General features: G+C 61.0%; 15 protein-coding genes. 10 read left to right on the plus strand and 5 right to left on the minus strand.

Translation table 11 applies throughout. The features are described from left to right. Positions 1 to 281: 281 nt before the first annotated feature. Positions 282 to 1,136, minus strand: a complete 855-nt coding sequence (locus F8N85_RS28570; protein WP_150806818.1) for a LysR family transcriptional regulator — start codon at positions 1,134 to 1,136, stop codon at positions 282 to 284. 88 nt (positions 1,137 to 1,224) lie between these two features. On the opposite strand from F8N85_RS28570, the gene F8N85_RS28575 reads away from it, so the two are divergent. Beyond that, complete coding sequence (locus F8N85_RS28575; RefSeq protein ID WP_150806819.1) at positions 1,225 to 1,656, plus strand: multidrug/biocide efflux PACE transporter; 432 nt, start codon at positions 1,225 to 1,227, stop codon at positions 1,654 to 1,656. A gap of 10 nt (positions 1,657 to 1,666) precedes the next feature. Here the strand turns inward: F8N85_RS28575 and F8N85_RS28580 are convergent, their stop codons facing one another. Continuing rightward, positions 1,667 to 2,584: a LysR family transcriptional regulator gene (locus F8N85_RS28580; protein ID WP_150806820.1), complete on the minus strand. Its 918-nt coding sequence runs from the start codon at positions 2,582 to 2,584 to the stop codon at positions 1,667 to 1,669. 171 nt (positions 2,585 to 2,755) lie between these two features. On the opposite strand from F8N85_RS28580, the gene F8N85_RS28585 reads away from it, so the two are divergent. From F8N85_RS28585 to F8N85_RS28610, 6 genes are all read left to right on the plus strand, one after another. After that, complete coding sequence (locus F8N85_RS28585) at positions 2,756 to 3,514, plus strand: 5-oxoprolinase subunit PxpA (protein ID WP_150806821.1); 759 nt, start codon at positions 2,756 to 2,758, stop codon at positions 3,512 to 3,514. A gap of 96 nt (positions 3,515 to 3,610) precedes the next feature. Then, positions 3,611 to 3,856 carry an acetyl-CoA carboxylase gene (locus tag F8N85_RS28590; RefSeq protein ID WP_150806822.1) on the plus strand — a complete coding sequence of 82 codons (246 nt, stop codon included), beginning with the start codon at positions 3,611 to 3,613 and terminating at the stop codon, positions 3,854 to 3,856. Positions 3,857 to 3,866: 10 nt separating this feature from the next. After that, positions 3,867 to 5,237: an acetyl-CoA carboxylase biotin carboxylase subunit gene (locus F8N85_RS28595; RefSeq protein WP_150806823.1), complete on the plus strand. Its 1,371-nt coding sequence runs from the start codon at positions 3,867 to 3,869 to the stop codon at positions 5,235 to 5,237. Then, positions 5,237 to 6,109 (plus strand): 5-oxoprolinase subunit B family protein, encoded by an 873-nt coding sequence (locus tag F8N85_RS28600; protein ID WP_150806824.1) that lies wholly within the window; start codon positions 5,237 to 5,239, stop codon positions 6,107 to 6,109. Before F8N85_RS28595 ends, F8N85_RS28600 begins: the two co-directional genes overlap by 1 nt. After that, a complete protein-coding gene (locus F8N85_RS28605) occupies positions 6,106 to 7,080 on the plus strand; it encodes a biotin-dependent carboxyltransferase family protein (protein ID WP_150806825.1) in 975 nt (324 codons plus the stop codon). Before F8N85_RS28600 ends, F8N85_RS28605 begins: the two co-directional genes overlap by 4 nt. Positions 7,081 to 7,191: 111 nt before the next feature. Continuing rightward, positions 7,192 to 8,526, plus strand: coding sequence for a purine-cytosine permease family protein (locus tag F8N85_RS28610; RefSeq protein ID WP_150806826.1), 1,335 nt, complete (start codon positions 7,192 to 7,194; stop codon positions 8,524 to 8,526). 66 nt (positions 8,527 to 8,592) lie between these two features. On the opposite strand, the gene F8N85_RS28615 is transcribed toward F8N85_RS28610, so the two are convergent. Beyond that, positions 8,593 to 9,615 carry a transporter gene (locus F8N85_RS28615; RefSeq protein WP_150806827.1) on the minus strand — a complete coding sequence of 341 codons (1,023 nt, stop codon included), beginning with the start codon at positions 9,613 to 9,615 and terminating at the stop codon, positions 8,593 to 8,595. A 280-nt stretch (positions 9,616 to 9,895) separates the two neighbouring features. On the opposite strand from F8N85_RS28615, the gene F8N85_RS28620 reads away from it, so the two are divergent. After that, on the plus strand, positions 9,896 to 11,521 hold the full coding sequence (locus tag F8N85_RS28620) for a methyl-accepting chemotaxis protein (RefSeq protein WP_150806828.1): 1,626 nt from the start codon (positions 9,896 to 9,898) through the stop codon (positions 11,519 to 11,521). Positions 11,522 to 11,566: 45 nt separating this feature from the next. Here the strand turns inward: F8N85_RS28620 and F8N85_RS28625 are convergent, their stop codons facing one another. Beyond that, on the minus strand, positions 11,567 to 11,881 hold the full coding sequence (locus F8N85_RS28625; protein WP_150806829.1) for a PepSY domain-containing protein: 315 nt from the start codon (positions 11,879 to 11,881) through the stop codon (positions 11,567 to 11,569). Positions 11,882 to 11,968: 87 nt separating this feature from the next. Continuing rightward, complete coding sequence (locus tag F8N85_RS28630; protein WP_150806830.1) at positions 11,969 to 13,096, minus strand: glycerophosphodiester phosphodiesterase; 1,128 nt, start codon at positions 13,094 to 13,096, stop codon at positions 11,969 to 11,971. A 242-nt stretch (positions 13,097 to 13,338) separates the two neighbouring features. On the opposite strand from F8N85_RS28630, the gene F8N85_RS28635 reads away from it, so the two are divergent. Then, positions 13,339 to 13,674, plus strand: a complete 336-nt coding sequence (locus tag F8N85_RS28635; protein WP_150806831.1) for a DUF2025 family protein — start codon at positions 13,339 to 13,341, stop codon at positions 13,672 to 13,674. Between the two features lie 273 nt (positions 13,675 to 13,947). Continuing rightward, positions 13,948 to 14,259: a hypothetical protein gene (locus F8N85_RS28640; RefSeq protein ID WP_150806832.1), complete on the plus strand. Its 312-nt coding sequence runs from the start codon at positions 13,948 to 13,950 to the stop codon at positions 14,257 to 14,259. The last annotated feature ends 1 nt before the right edge of the window (position 14,260 follow it).

Raw genomic sequence — 14,260 nt, forward strand, 5'->3', positions numbered from 1 at the left:
TCGCAGCCTTCGGCAGCTCCTACGCCGACCGCGTTTGCCCGTCGGTTCGCCAATCCCCTGTAGGAGCTGCCGCAGGCTGCGATCTTTTGATCCTGGCGTCCGTCGGGGCAACGCATTGTCCGCCGAAAAGATCGCAGCCTGCGGCAGCCCCTACGCCGACCGCGTTTGCCCGTCGGTTCGCCAATCCCCTGTAGGAGCTGCCGCAGGCTGCGATCTTTTGATCCTGGCGTCCGTCGGGGCAACGCATTTGTCCGCCGAAAAGATCGCAGCCTGCGGCACCCTCACTCGAGCATCTTCCCCAACAACCAGCTCCCCGCCGGCCCCGGCGGATGCAGGCGTGACCAGAGGGCATCGACCGCCACCGGTCGCGGCCAGCCGCGCACCTTGAGTTCCTGCAGCGAGCCGGCGCCAAAGCGGCCCACCAGCCAGCGCGGCAAGGGTGCCCAGCCGAACCCGCGCTGGGCCATTTCCAGCAGCATCAGGTAACTCGGCGCCGACCAGACCCGGCCTTGGGCACGGCTTTCGTAAGGGTTGACGATGGTCGCCAGGCGCAACTCGCGGTGCTGTTGCAGGCTGTCCTTGTCGACTTTGTTCAGTGCCGCCAAGGGATGGTCACGAGACACAAACAAGGCAATTTCCGTGCGTTCGTCCACTGTCGAGCTGGCGAGGTCCGCCGGGTAATTCGGTTGCATCTCGGCAAAGGCAATCTGCGCCCGGCCACTCTGAACCAGGGCGATCAGATCGGCGCATTCGGCGATCAGGCATTCGAGTTCGAGGTCTGGGTAACGCTGCTCGAAGGCGCTCAAGCTCGCCTCGAAACGATCGGACTGATAGGTATCGGAAATGGCCACGGTCAGCTTCGGCTCGAAACCTTGAGACAGCTGACTGGCGGCCATTTCCAGGCGACTGGTCGCGTCGAGGATGTCTTCGGCGCGCTGCAGCATGACGTGCCCGGCCGGGGTCAGCGTCGGCTTGCGGCTGCTGCGATCGAACAGCACCACATCCAGGTCGATTTCCAGGCTGGCAACGGCGGCGCTGATGGTCGACTGGCTCCTTCCCAGCTTGCGCGCCGCCGCGGAAAACGAGCCTTGGGTCGCGGCCTGGACAAAGGCCAGTAACACTTCGTGAGAGGCCATAAACTATCGCCTTGATCGATGGTTATTAGTTATGAAGTATCGGTCTGCAAGGTGATGATGGCAACATCTTCACTTAGGGAGCCCAGTCATGAGCACCAATAAATCCATCACTGAACGTATTTTCCAGGCCATCGGTTTCGAGCTGCTCGCGGTCCTGTTGTGTACCCCGCTGCTCGCCTGGCTGATGGACAAGCCGCTGGTCGACATGGGTGTCGCGACCATCGCCATCGGCCTGATTGCCCTGGGTTGGAACGTCCTGTTCAACGGCCTGTTCGACCGCTTGCTCAAGCACCTCGGCATGACTCCAAGCGGCTGGACCCGCGTGCTGCACGCGCTGCTGTTCGAGGGTGGTCTGGTGGCGGTCAGCGTGCCGCTGATCGCCTGGTGGCTGAACATCAGCCTGTTGCAGGCACTGATTCTGGACCTCGGCGTGCTGCTGTTTTTCCTGCCATACACCTACGTCTATCACTGGGCGTATGACGTGCTGCGCGAGCGACTGCTGCTGAGTCGGATGATCTGAGCCAACGCGTTCAGCGCCGCACCGAATGCTGCTGCGGCGCGAGGAACGCATCATGGAAGTAATCACGGAACGCTTGCATCGCCGGAGTGAAGGCGTGTTCGCGGTGCCAGGCCAGGCCGACGCTCATGGGCGTCACCGGGTCGGTCACGGTCAGGGTTTCGATGCGTTTGCCTTCCAGCGACCAGGGGCGATGCACCAGGTCGGAGAGGATCGCTACACCACTGCCATTGGCGACCATGCTGCGCACCGCCTCCACTGAACTGGTGCGCACCCGCACCTTGGGTTGTTGGCCGGCGTGTTCCCAGTAACGCATCGCACTTTGTTCGGCCTCGTCGACCGTCAGCAGGATGTAGGGTTCTTGCGCCACATCGGCGAGGCTGACCGCCGAGCGCTCGCAAAGTGGATGATGGCTGGGCAGCCACAGGCGGCGCTCGGAGTTGAAGAGTATTTCCGAGACGATGTCCGGGTGGGTGAGGTTAGCGGTCAGCACCACCGCCATGTCGAAGCGGCCCTCCAGCAGGCCTTGTTCGATGGCCTGGCGTTCCTGCTCATGGACTTCGATCGACACGTCCGGATGCCAGTGGCTCATGCGCTGAAGGTGATGGGGCAGGAAGTAGCCAATCACCGTGTAGCTGGCGGCGACGCGCAATACACCGCTGGCGCGATAGTCCGGCAACGGGCTGTTCAGCGCATCGTCGACGCTGCGCAATATCACGTAGGCCCGATTGAGAAAATGCCGACCGGCGTCGGTCAGGCTCATGCCCTGGGCCGAGCGTTGAAACAGCAAGGTGCCCAACATGCCCTCCAGTTCCTTGATCGCCGTGGTCACCGCCGACTGAGAAATATTCAGATGGATCGCCGCCTGGGAGATCTGCCCGATCTCGGCGGTGGCGACAAAGTAGCGGACCTGACGCAGGGTAAGGGACATGGAAAGTTCCTGAGGTTTTTATCGACCCTTGTCGCCGCGCAGGCTCTGGTAGCGGCTTCATTGAGGTATCTGTTTTTCAGAAGATACCCTATCTGTTAATAGATCTTCCCAAGGGGTTGGCGGAAATTTAACGTGGACTGCATGAAGTCACAAGAGTCAGGAGCAAACATCATGCAGGCAGTGGATTTCAATTCGGACATGGGCGAAAGCTTCGGCCCGTGGACCATCGGCGATGGCGTCGACACTGAGTTGATGGGCTTTATCAGCTCGGCCAATATCGCCACCGGCTTTCATGCCGGTGACCCCGGCACCATGCGCCGTACCGTCGAGCAGGCCAAGCGCCTGGGCGTGGCCATCGGTGCCCACCCGGGGTTTCGCGACCTGGTGGGGTTCGGTCGTCGACATATCAACGCGCCGGCCCAGGAGTTGGTCGACGACATGCTCTACCAGCTCGGTGCCCTGCGGGAAATCGCCCGCGTCCAGGGCGTGCCGCTGCAACACATCAAACCCCACGGCGCGCTCTACATGCACCTGGCCCGGGACGAGGAGGCCGCCCGGCTGTTTGTCGAAAACCTCAACCGCCTCGATCCTGAATTACTGCTGTATTGCATGCCGAACTCGGTGATCTGGCGCATCGCCAAGGAGCTCGGCCAACCGGTGATTCGCGAGTTCTACGCCGACCGCGATTACGACCTCAGCGGCTCCATCGTCTTCACCCGTAATGTTCGTGCGCTTGATCCGGCAACCGTAGCCGCCAAGGTTCTGCGCGCTTGCCAGCAAGGTCTGGTGCGCACCGTCGAGGGCGAAGACCTGTTTATCGAATTCGATTCCATCTGCCTGCACAGCGACACCCCGGGTGCGCTGGATCTGGTTGAGGCTACACGTACCGCGCTGGATCAGGCCGGGATCGAGGTGCGCGCGCCGCGCTAAGCGTTTAACCCAACACCCCGCGCCCAGACGCGGGGGTTTCAGAGACTGGTTTCACTTTTTGCCTGCCTTTCTACAACTATTCCAAGAGGAACAGACATGGCCGAATACACTGTTATCACCCCGTTGCCGGGAACGTTCTACCGCAAGGCCACGCCCGAGTCGCCGAACTTTGTCGAGGTCGGTGCGCTGGTTGGCGCCGACACCGTGATTGGCCTGATCGAGGTCATGAAGCAGTTTTCCGAACTGACCGCCGGGACGGCCGGTCGTGTGACAGCCTTTATGGTAGAAGACGGCGATCCGGTGGAGCCGGGTCAGATCGTCGCGACGCTCGACGAAGAGTGAGGACGCGATCATGACTCAGCGCATTAGCAAACTGTTGATCGCCAATCGTGGCGAGATCGCGGTGCGGATCATCCGTGCCGCCAAAGAACTGGGGATCCCCACCGTCGCCGCCTGCAGCGAGGCGGATGTCGATTCGCTCGCGGCGCGCATGGCCGATGAAGTGCACATCCTCGGCCCGGCCCGTGCCGATAAAAGTTACCTGAATGTCGAGGCCCTGCTGGGCGCCTTGAAAGCCAGCGGCGCCAACGCGGTACACCCTGGCTATGGCTTCCTGTCGGAGAACGCCGCGTTCGCCGAAGCGGTGCAGGCCGCCGGCGCGATCTTCGTCGGGCCGAGCCCGGAGACGATCCGGCGCATGGGCGACAAGGCCGAAGCACGGCGCACAGCGCAAGCCGCCGGGGTGCCGGTGGTGCCTGGTTCACCCGGTGAACTGTTTGACCTCGAGTCGGCGTTGCGGGCGGCCGAAGCAGTCGGCTTTCCGCTACTGATCAAAGCCTCGGCCGGTGGTGGCGGGCGCGGTATTCGCCTGGCCGAAAGTGCCGCGCAGCTGGCCGAAGAATTCCCCCGTTCGCAACGCGAAGCGCAAGCGGCGTTCGGCAACGGCGCGGTGTATCTGGAACGCTTTATCGGCAAGGCCCGACACATCGAAGTCCAGGTACTGGGCGATGGCAAGCACGCGGTGCATCTGTTCGAGCGCGAGTGCTCGCTGCAACGGCGGCGACAGAAGATCTTCGAAGAAGCGCCGTCGCCGGTGCTGAGTTCGCAGCAACGCGAATCTCTTTGCGCGAGTGCCGTACGCCTGACTGAAGCCCTCGGCTACAAGGGCGCCGGTACCCTGGAATATCTCTACGACGACAGCACCGGCGAGTTCTTCTTTATCGAGATGAACACGCGGATTCAGGTCGAGCATCCGGTCAGCGAACTGATCACCGGCATCGACCTGGTCCAGGCGATGTTGCGCATTGCCGGTGGCGAGCCGTTGGGGTTGCAGCAAAGCGATATCCGGATGAACGGTGCGGCGCTGCAAATGCGCCTGAACGCCGAAGACCCGGCGCGGGATTTCTTTCCAAGCCCGGGGCTGGTCGAACAGTTGGTCTGGCCCGAGGGCGAAGGGGTGCGAGTCGACACCCATCTGTACCAAGGCTATCGTGTGCCGCCGTACTATGACTCGCTGCTGGCCAAGTTGATTGTGCATGGCAGCGATCGCGCCGAAGCCCTGGCCCGTGCCCGTATCGCGCTGCAAAACACCACCCTGACCGGCATGGCCAGCACCTTGTCGCTGCATCGCCAATTGCTCGACCAGCCGTGGCTGCACAGCGCCGACTTCCATACCGGCACCCTGGAAACCTGGCTGGCCGAACGCCCCATGGGAGGTGAGTGATGAGCAGTTCGATTCGCTACAGCTTCGGCGCTGATGAACATTTGTTCGCCGAGGTCAGTGAAAGCATGTCCCTTGAGGCGTTCTTCAAGGGCATGGCGGTGACGCGTGCGGTGGAGCGTCTGGCCCTCGATGGGGTGCTCGATGTATGCCTGGCCAACGCCTCGTTCCAGATCCGTTTCGACCCGGACCGGATTGCTCCGCACACGCTGCTCGATGCGGTCCAGAGTGCGGAAGCGCAGGCCGTGGCCGAGCGCACGTTGCAGACGCGGATCATCGAGATTCCGGTGCTGTACAACGATCCCTGGACCCATGAAACCCTGATGCGTTTTCGCGACCGCCATCAAGACCCGAGCTCCACCGACCTGGAATACGCCGCGCGGATCAATGGCCTGGCCGACGTCGACGCGTTCATCGCCGCGCACAGTGGTGCGCCGTGGTTCGTCTCGATGGTCGGCTTCGTCGCCGGGTTGCCGTTCATGTTCCAGATGGTCGAGCGCGAGCGGCAGTTGCAGGTGCCCAAATACCTGCGGCCGCGTACCGATACCCCCAAGTTGACCCTCGGTCATGGCGGTTGCTTTGGCTGCATCTACTCGGTGCGCGGTGCCGGCGGCTATCAAATGTTCGGCGTCACGCCGGCACCGATCTACGACCCGGAGCAGAAGCTGGCTTATCTGCAAGAGCACATGGTGTTCTTCCGTCCCGGCGATATCGTCCAGTTCAAGCCCATGCAGCGTGAGGAGTACGACCTGGCGGTGGCTGAGGTCGAGGCCGGACGCTTTGATCTGCGCATTCGTCCGGTGGAGTTCTCATTGGACGCCTTTCTCGCCGACCCGGTCGGTTATCCCAAGTCGTTGCAGGAGGTGCTGGCATGATCAAGGTGCTCAAACCCGGCCTCGCCACCTCGGTTCAGGACCTGGGCCGCGAAGGCTACTATCACCTCGGCATTCCACCCTCTGGCGCACTGGATCAATACGCGTTGAGCGCCGCCAACCAATTGGTCGGAAACCCGGCGGGCGCCGCGGCACTGGAGTGCACGCTACTGGGTCCTGAACTGGAGTTTCATCAGGATGCACTGGTGGCGGTCTGCGGCGCCCTCATGACGCCCCGGGTCGACGGCGTGGAAATGCACCACGACACCGCCTTCAGCGTCCGCGCCGGGCAGGTGCTGCGCTTTGACTTTCCCAAGGCCGGTGCTCGCGCCTATCTGGCGGTCGCGGGCGGGATTGATGTGCCGCTGGTGCTGGGCAGTCGTTCGACTTATGCCTTGGGCGCGCTCGGTGGTTTTCAAGGGCGGCGCCTGGCGATTGGCGATGAACTGCCGATCGGCATCGACAGCGGCAAGAGTCGCGCCGGGGCCAGCTTGCCAATGGCCTTGCGCCAGGCCCTGGGCGGTGAGATCACCCTGCGGGTGGTCCCCGGTCTGTATTACCACCGCCTGACCGAGTCCGCCAAGAGCAGCTTCTTCGCCGAACCCTGGACTGTCGGCTCTGAAGCGGACCGCATCGGCTATCGCTTCAAGGGCGGCAGCGCGCTGAGTTTCCAGCCCCGCGAACAGCCGTTCGGTGCCGGCTCCGATCCGTCGAACATCGTCGACAGTTGCTACCCCATCGGTTCGATCCAGGTTCCGGCCGGGCTCGAGCCAATCGTCCTGCATCGCGACGCGGTCTCCGGTGGCGGCTACGCGATGATCGGCACGGTGATCAGTGCCGACCTCGACCTGATCGGGCAGATGCAGCCCAATCAGAAGGCCCGCTTCGTCGCGGTGACCCTCGAAGAGGCGCTGGAGGCTCGGCGCTCCTATAAGAAAAAACTCAGTTGCCTGAGCAAACTGTTCCCTTCCTGATGCTGCCCGCCGTTTAGCGCGGGCAATGCCAAAAGGTACGCCAACGCCGCACTGCGGTGCGGTGGCGGCTGCCCGCGCTTCAACCTTTGACTGGTTTTGGAGTTCACGCAAATGGCTGCTTTATCGCAATCGAGTCAAACCGGGCAGGACCCGGCCAGCGTTCCGGTCCCGGCGGATGCACGCATGGGTCGACTGTCCCTGACCATGGCCTGGTGGGCCGTCTGCAGCGCGATGTTCTACATCGTGGTCGGCGCGTCCCTGGCGTTGTCCTACGGCACGCGCAATGCGCTGATCGGCATGCTGCTGTCGGTGATCAGCTATGGGCTGGTCAACACTGTACTCAGCCGCTTCGCGATTCGCAGCGGCCTGTCGGTGGCGCTGTTTTCCCGGCTGTTGTTTGGCCGCACGGGGGCCTGTCTGGCAACGCTGATCTTCTTCTCCACGGCGATTTATTACGCGGTGTTCGAAGGCTCGGTGATCGCCGTGGCGCTCAACCACCTGTACCCGGAGCTGGTCTATCCGCTCGCCGCGCTGCTGGTGGTGCTGTACAGCGTGCCGCTGATTCTGGGCAGCGTGCAGCACTGGCTGGACAAGCTCAACGGTGTGTTGCTTCCGGTCTATCTGGGCGGCTTGCTGTTCGCCGTTGGTTTGTCCATCAGCCGCTATGGCTATCAGCCGCAGTGGCTGGATTTCGGTCCGGCAACTCCCCGCGCGTTTGGCTGGTGGGATTGTTTTGTGGCCTACATGGGCGTCTGGGTGCTGATGTTGTTCACCTTCGATTACGCGCGTTTTGGCAAGCCCGAGGACGCCACTTACCATGGTCGCTGGAACTTCGGCATGCCGTTCTATGCAGTGACTTTCCTGCTCAATGGCGCAGCCGGGATCTATCTGGTCAGCAGCATTCCCCACGAAGGCACGCTGAATGAAGTCTCGGTGGTGATGGCGATTCTGCAATTGATGGGGTTGTGGGGGCTGCTGTTCGTCTGGGCTACACAGACCCGGATCAACACCGCCAATTACTACCTGGCGACCCTGAACATGCAGGCGTTCTTCGCCCGTTTCGGCCTGCGTGGTTCGTACCTGATGTGGGCGGTAGCGGTGGGGCTGATTGTGTATGGGTTGATGCTCGCGGATGTCTTTTCCTACCTGCTCAAGGCCTTGGCCTATCAGGGCATTTTCGTGGTGGCCTGGGTCGGTGTGGCGCTGGCGCAGATTCTCTATGGCGGGCGCGATGTGAGCGCGATACACAGCGCGCCGGCGTTCAATCCGGTAGGGCTGACGGCCTGGTTTGGTGGCACGGCATTGGGCTTGCTGTTGATGTTCACGGGAGGTGTGCCGGGGAGTTTTTCGGCGCCGTTGACCGGGGTGTTGGCGTTTGGCTTGCAGGTCGGGTTGTCCAGGTGGCCGCTGAAAAGAGCGCAGTCTGTCGGCAGCTCCTACCCATGACGGCGTGACTCCTGGTGGCCTGGTATAGGTGCGTTTTGCTTGCCAGCGAATGGGCTCGAGCGGACGTCAGTAGTCCTGGCGCTTGCGAAACGCCCAACGCCCGGCCAGCACGGTGAAGGTCGCCACCAGCGCCACCAGAATCCAGAAACCTTCCGGGTCGGCCGAGAGTGGAATGCCGCCGACATTCATGCCGAAGAACCCGGCAATGATGTTGATCGGCAGCGCCAACACCGTCACCACGGTCAGGGTGAACAGGGTGCGGTTGCTTTGTTCGTTGAGGTTGGCGGCGATTTCTTCCTGCAGCAGCTTGATGCGCTCGCCCAGGGCGGTGAGGTCGTTGATGATCAGCGCAAACTCCTCGGTGGATTTGCGCAGTTCCTTGACGTCCTCTTTCTGCAGCCAGTGCGGCGGGCGATTGAGCAGTCGCAGCAACGACCCCGGCTCCAGTGCCAGCAAGCGTTGCAGGCGTACCAGCACCCGGCGGTTGGTACCCAGTTCGGCGCGGTTGGTGGACAGGCGCGAGGACAATAACTGGTCCTCGATCTGATCGACGCTGCTGCTGGTCTTGCGCACGATCTGGGTCAGCACCTCACCCTGGTCGCGCAGTAGATGCACCAGCAGCTCCAACGGTGAGCGGAAGCATTCACCGGCCTTGACCGAGGAGCGCAGCTTGTCCACCGAGTGCAAGGGTTGCAGGCGGGCGCTGATGATCAGGCGGCTGCGGGCGCAGACCCACAAAGTCGAAATATCCGAAGAAACCATGTTGCTCAGGTTGAACACCACATCGTTGACCACCGCCAGCAGCGCCGAATCGACGTGTTCGATACGGGTCGAGCGCGAACCTTCGTGCAGCGCTTCGAAGAACTCCTGCGGCAGTTCCAGGTTGGTTTTCATCCAGCGTTCGCAGGCGGCGTGGGCCAGGTTCAGGTGCAGCCAGAGAAATTCCTCGGGATCGCCGGGTTGCCGCAAGCATTGCACGGCGCTCGCCGAATCGATTTCGCGCCCCCGTTCGCCAGGGCGAAAACTGAACCCGTAGAGCAGACCGAACAGATCAGTGTCGCGATGGCTTTGGCTGATGCTGTGGTTCATGGAGTCTCGCTGGCGGGACGCGCCTGTCCCAGGCTTCACAGGTTCGCTTGAACCGCATCATGACAAGGCTGTTTGACGGTTTTGTGACAGCTTGGCGACATCGGCAAGCGCGCCATGACCAGTGGTCGGCGCCATTAAAGAATGCGAGCCCAGTGCCGATCAAGCTCAGGTAGTCTTTCGCGCCTTTGGCCAAAAGGCCTCGTTGTTTCTGACAGGGATGTCTGGACGTCATGCATGCCTCTGGTTGGCCTGCTTTATCCCTGTCATGAGATCCCACTCGATGTTTGTGCACAAATCCCTGAGAGCTCAAATCCTGGCACTGCTGAGCGGCAGTCTGTTTGCAATGCTGCTGATTGCGCTGGCGTGCTTTCATTTTCTTTCCAGCGGTGTTCAGAGCTATCGCAATCTGATCGATGGCCCGCTGCATACTTCGCAACTGATCGATGAAGCCAACCTGCAATTCAAGGTTCAGGTTCAGGAATGGAAAAACGTCTTGCTGCGTGGCAAGCGGCCAGCAGACTTGAACACGTACTGGAAGCAATTCGAAGACCGCCAGCGCGATGTACAAGGCATTCTCGGACAACTGGGCAGCATCCCGGGGATTGATGCGCAACTCAAAAGTCGTATCGAGCGACTGCGTGAAGAGCACCGCGTTTTGGGTACGGCCTATCAGAAGGGCCGGGATGCCTATCTGGCCGCCGGGGCCGACGCTGCTGCTGGCGATGCCGCGGTCAAAGGCGTGGACCGTGCCGTTAGCGAGCAAATGAGTGAACTGGTGAGCGAACTGCGCAAGCAGGGTGCCAGGCAATCAACCCTGATCAGTGCCAATGCTGATCGCACCGTGTTGCTGGGGATCATGGTGATGCTGGCTTCGGGCCTGTTGATCGGCCTGCTCAGCCTGTGGCTGGTCAACCGCAATCTGGTCGAGCCGATCCGCAAACTGATCGAGTACGTCGCTCAACTCAGCCAGGGTCGGTTTGCCGCGCGTGTGGCATGCGATCGTCAGGATGAACTGGGCAAGCTGGCTGTTGCTGCCAATACCTTGCGGGATTTTCTCGCAGAGACCTTCAGCCGCTTACAACGCAGCGCCACCGATCTGGACAGCGCCAGTGGCGAGCTGAATTCGATCGCCAGCCAGATGACTCAGGGCACCAACGAGCAGTTCAACCGCACCGATCAAGTGGCCACGGCGATGAACGAGATGTCCGCCACGGCGCAGGAAGTCGCCCGGCATGCAGCGGATGCGGCACGGGCTGCCGATGATGCCGATCACTCTGCTCAGCAGGGCGAAAAGGTCATGCAGGGGACGATTCACACCATCACCCGGATGCGTGGCGAAATCGCCAATACCGCTACCGTCATCCGTCAGCTGGAGACCGACAGCGGGCGGATCGGCAAGGTGCTGGAAGTGATTCGTGCCATTGCCGAACAGACCAACCTGCTGGCGCTCAATGCCGCCATCGAAGCGGCCCGCGCCGGCGAGGCAGGACGCGGATTTGCCGTGGTCGCCGATGAAGTGCGCAGCCTGGCTCAGCGCACGGCGGCATCGATCATCGAGATCAATCAGATCATTCAAACGGTGCAGAAGGGTGCAGTGGATGCGGCCCAGGCCATCGACAGCGGCCAGTCACGCAGCGAAGAAAGCGTCGAACAAGTGACTCAGGCTGGCGCGATGCTGGAGCGGATCACCGCTTCGGTGGAAGCGATACGCGACATGAACCGGCAAATCGCTACGGCCGCCGAAGAGCAGACTTCGGTGGCTGAAGACATTTCGCGCAACCTCACTGAAATCACCAGCATCGCCAGCACCAACCTGGACAACGTGCAGCGCACTGAAGCGGCGAGCCGGAATTTACACGGGTTGTCGGGGCAGTTGAATGAGGTGACCGCGCGCCTGAGCGCATAAAAAAAGCCGCGCGACCCGAAGGCCGCGCGGCTTTTTGTGATGCCGTTACTTGTCTTGTTTGTTGCTCAGCACCTGACCGGTCTTGGCGTTCAGGTCCACGTCCCACTTGACGCCTTTGGCGTCACGAATTTCCACCTGGTAGACGTAGTCCGCGCCTTTGAGCTCAAGCTCGGTATCGGTGATGCTGGCCGCCGTTGTGCCTGGATGCTGGGTGAGGGCGGTCTGGTTGAGTTTTTCCAGGTCCATGATGGTGCCGGCTTTGAGCAGGCCTGGAATCTGGTCTGGACGAACGTCGGCCTGGGCCAGGCCGGCAGTCAGGGTCAAGGCAGCAGCGGCGAACAGGGCGGTCAACGTCTTCATAAGGTTCTTTCCTTGGAGTGAAACTGTTTAAGTGGCGTTAGAGTAACCCGCTGAACTTAATTCACCCTTAATTTCATTTCGGCTCGGTTAAAAGCCGTTGGCTTCAAGCAACTGCGCGACAGTGGCCGGGGCCGGACGCTTGAAGTACTTGAGCAGCTCGGAGCTGCGGTTGGTGAAGATGCCATCGACGCCGGCATCCATCACTTTCTGGTAATCCACCGGTTCGTCGATGGTGTAGGCATGCACCAACAGGCCTTTGTCGTGAGCGAAACTGTTCATCCACGGCTGCACCAGGTCCGAATAGCTTTGATCGCCACCGGCGGTCAGGGCGGCCGAAGGTCCGGTGCCAATGGCGCCTTGAGCCTTGGCGTAGTCGACCCACTTCTCGAATTCGGCTTTGTCCTTGGGTTCCTGCCTGGCGTAGAAGGCGGCCTTATCCTTTTCCCCGCTGTCGGCGAAAGTGACGTTGGACTTGGGTTCGATACTGCCTTCACCGACCCACAGCAGGAGGATTTTCGGGACCTGCGGCATCTCTTTTTGCAACAGCTCCAGGCTGCTCTTTTCGAAGGTTTGCAGCACGACCTTGCCTTTGCCCTGGCCGACCGCAATTTCGCCTTTCGCCAGTTTCGAGCCGATCGGGCTGAGCCAGCCACGGTCCTGCAATTTATCCTTGAGGTCGCGTTCCAGGCCCGGAAACTGCTTCGGCTCCTTGGTTTCGATATACAGCCCGGGCTTGTGCAGCGGGTTGCCCTGGGCGATATCGATGATTTCGTCGAGGGTCAGAATCTTCAGGCCGACATAGGACGGGCGCGCGCGGTCCGGGTAGGCGTTGTTGAACCAACTGCCGGCATCCAGAGTTTTCAGTTCGGCCAGGGTGAATTGGTTGGCGGGACTGTCCTTGCGCTCGGGGAATTTACTCGCGACATCGGTGGTGCGTTGCAGGTTGTCGTCATGCAGGGCGAACAACACGCCGTCCTTGCTGCGTTGCAAGTCCAGTTCCAGATAGTCGGCACCCAGGTCGCGGGCCAGTTTGTAAGCGGCCGCGGTGGATTCCGGGGCATCGAAGGATGCTCCACGGTGGGCAATGACCGCCGGGCGCGGAATGCCCGTTGCGGTGGCCAGGGCGCTGGGGCTTGGCTGGCTACTGGCCTGTGCCTGGCCCAGACCGAGCATCAGGCTCAGCAGCAGGGCGCTTTTTTGGAAGGTGGCAGGCATAGTCGAGATCCTTTCGTTGTGAGCGATACTATGTTTTAACAACTGAACGCTGTCAGTGCTATCGCCAAACCGACATAAAGCTGCATTCGAAGCATTTTTTTCAGCGCTTTTGTGCGGCTCTTTGCAGTACTCTTTGGCCCAACAGTCTCCCCGTCAGAGGGACACCTGAAAAAAACTGCTTCACTTGCCCAGCGTGCAAACCATCGATCACCTGTCTTTCGGGACCTACCGTGAGGTTTAGCATGCGCATCACTTCCGAGCTTATCTGCCAGGCCGCCGACCAACTCAAAGGTTTCGTCGGTTTCAATCGCAAGACCGGCCGGCATATCGTTCGTTTCAGCGAAGACTCGTTTGGCATGGACGTCGCGGATGACGCGATCATCCCCTGCAGCGAATTCGTCTGGCAGCCGGCGATCCATCAAACCATGACCCTCAAGCGCGAGCTGATTCAACTGCTGCTGGACCAGAATATCGACGACCGCATCAACATCACCGAACCGCTGCGGGTGTACATGCGTCGCGAGGACGTGCCGGAGATTTCGGCGCAGCGCAGTCTGGTGCAGCCGGTGGTGGGGTGATTCGAGGTAGAGGGTGTCTGGTCTGACGTCTTCGCGGGCAAGTCGGATCGCCGCACTGCCGCTCCCTCAGAGTCCGAGTTGATCCGTCTATCCGTGGTGACGAAACGTGTAGGCGAGCTTGCTCTTTTGGGGCGGTCAGAAAAATCCTTCAGAGATAAGGTCGATAGACGATGACCTTTGTAGCCTTCGCTGATTGAAGCGTGCTGGCTCTATCTTTACGTTAAGTTTCCGCCCTTGAGGTGGTTTCATTAACTGATAAGTGGGATGCCACAGATGCACAAAATCACTCGATCAATGTTGGCTGTTTCTTTCTGTGCACTGGCATTACCTGCCGTCGCTCAGCCCTTCATCTGTGGTGGTTATTTCATTGGCAGCGACACGCAGGCGAAGCTGGCTCATACGATTCTCGAGGATGGCGGCAGGGCAGTCGGCATCCAGCAGGTATTCACCCTATGCCAAAAGGGAGTCATCCAGGTGGTCCTGGACGGCAACAATGAGACGTCCACCCCGAGTTACAAAAACCGCTGGCAACAGCGCGCGGTAACGCTGTTCGAGGTCCCGCAGAACAAAGTGGTCGTTCGCTGAT

Source organism: Pseudomonas fluorescens (assembly GCF_902497875.1).
In the GTDB taxonomy this organism is placed as follows: Bacteria; Pseudomonadota; Gammaproteobacteria; order Pseudomonadales; family Pseudomonadaceae; genus Aquipseudomonas; species Aquipseudomonas fluorescens_BR.

Coding starts and splice junctions, on each gene's coding strand:
- F8N85_RS28595 (WP_150806823.1), top strand. CDS start 3,867: ATGACTCAGCGCATTAGCAAACTGTTGATCGCCAATCGTGGCGAGATC.
- F8N85_RS28625 (WP_150806829.1), bottom strand. CDS start 11,881: ATGAAGACGTTGACCGCCCTGTTCGCCGCTGCTGCCTTGACCCTGACT.
- F8N85_RS28615 (WP_150806827.1), bottom strand. CDS start 9,615: ATGAACCACAGCATCAGCCAAAGCCATCGCGACACTGATCTGTTCGGT.
- F8N85_RS28585 (WP_150806821.1), top strand. CDS start 2,756: ATGCAGGCAGTGGATTTCAATTCGGACATGGGCGAAAGCTTCGGCCCG.
- F8N85_RS28635 (WP_150806831.1), top strand. CDS start 13,339: ATGCGCATCACTTCCGAGCTTATCTGCCAGGCCGCCGACCAACTCAAA.
- F8N85_RS28575 (WP_150806819.1), top strand. CDS start 1,225: ATGAGCACCAATAAATCCATCACTGAACGTATTTTCCAGGCCATCGGT.
- F8N85_RS28570 (WP_150806818.1), bottom strand. CDS start 1,136: ATGGCCTCTCACGAAGTGTTACTGGCCTTTGTCCAGGCCGCGACCCAA.
- F8N85_RS28640 (WP_150806832.1), top strand. CDS start 13,948: ATGCACAAAATCACTCGATCAATGTTGGCTGTTTCTTTCTGTGCACTG.
- F8N85_RS28590 (WP_150806822.1), top strand. CDS start 3,611: ATGGCCGAATACACTGTTATCACCCCGTTGCCGGGAACGTTCTACCGC.
- F8N85_RS28600 (WP_150806824.1), top strand. CDS start 5,237: ATGAGCAGTTCGATTCGCTACAGCTTCGGCGCTGATGAACATTTGTTC.
- F8N85_RS28620 (WP_150806828.1), top strand. CDS start 9,896: ATGTTTGTGCACAAATCCCTGAGAGCTCAAATCCTGGCACTGCTGAGC.
- F8N85_RS28580 (WP_150806820.1), bottom strand. CDS start 2,584: ATGTCCCTTACCCTGCGTCAGGTCCGCTACTTTGTCGCCACCGCCGAG.
- F8N85_RS28610 (WP_150806826.1), top strand. CDS start 7,192: ATGGCTGCTTTATCGCAATCGAGTCAAACCGGGCAGGACCCGGCCAGC.
- F8N85_RS28630 (WP_150806830.1), bottom strand. CDS start 13,096: ATGCCTGCCACCTTCCAAAAAAGCGCCCTGCTGCTGAGCCTGATGCTC.
- F8N85_RS28605 (WP_150806825.1), top strand. CDS start 6,106: ATGATCAAGGTGCTCAAACCCGGCCTCGCCACCTCGGTTCAGGACCTG.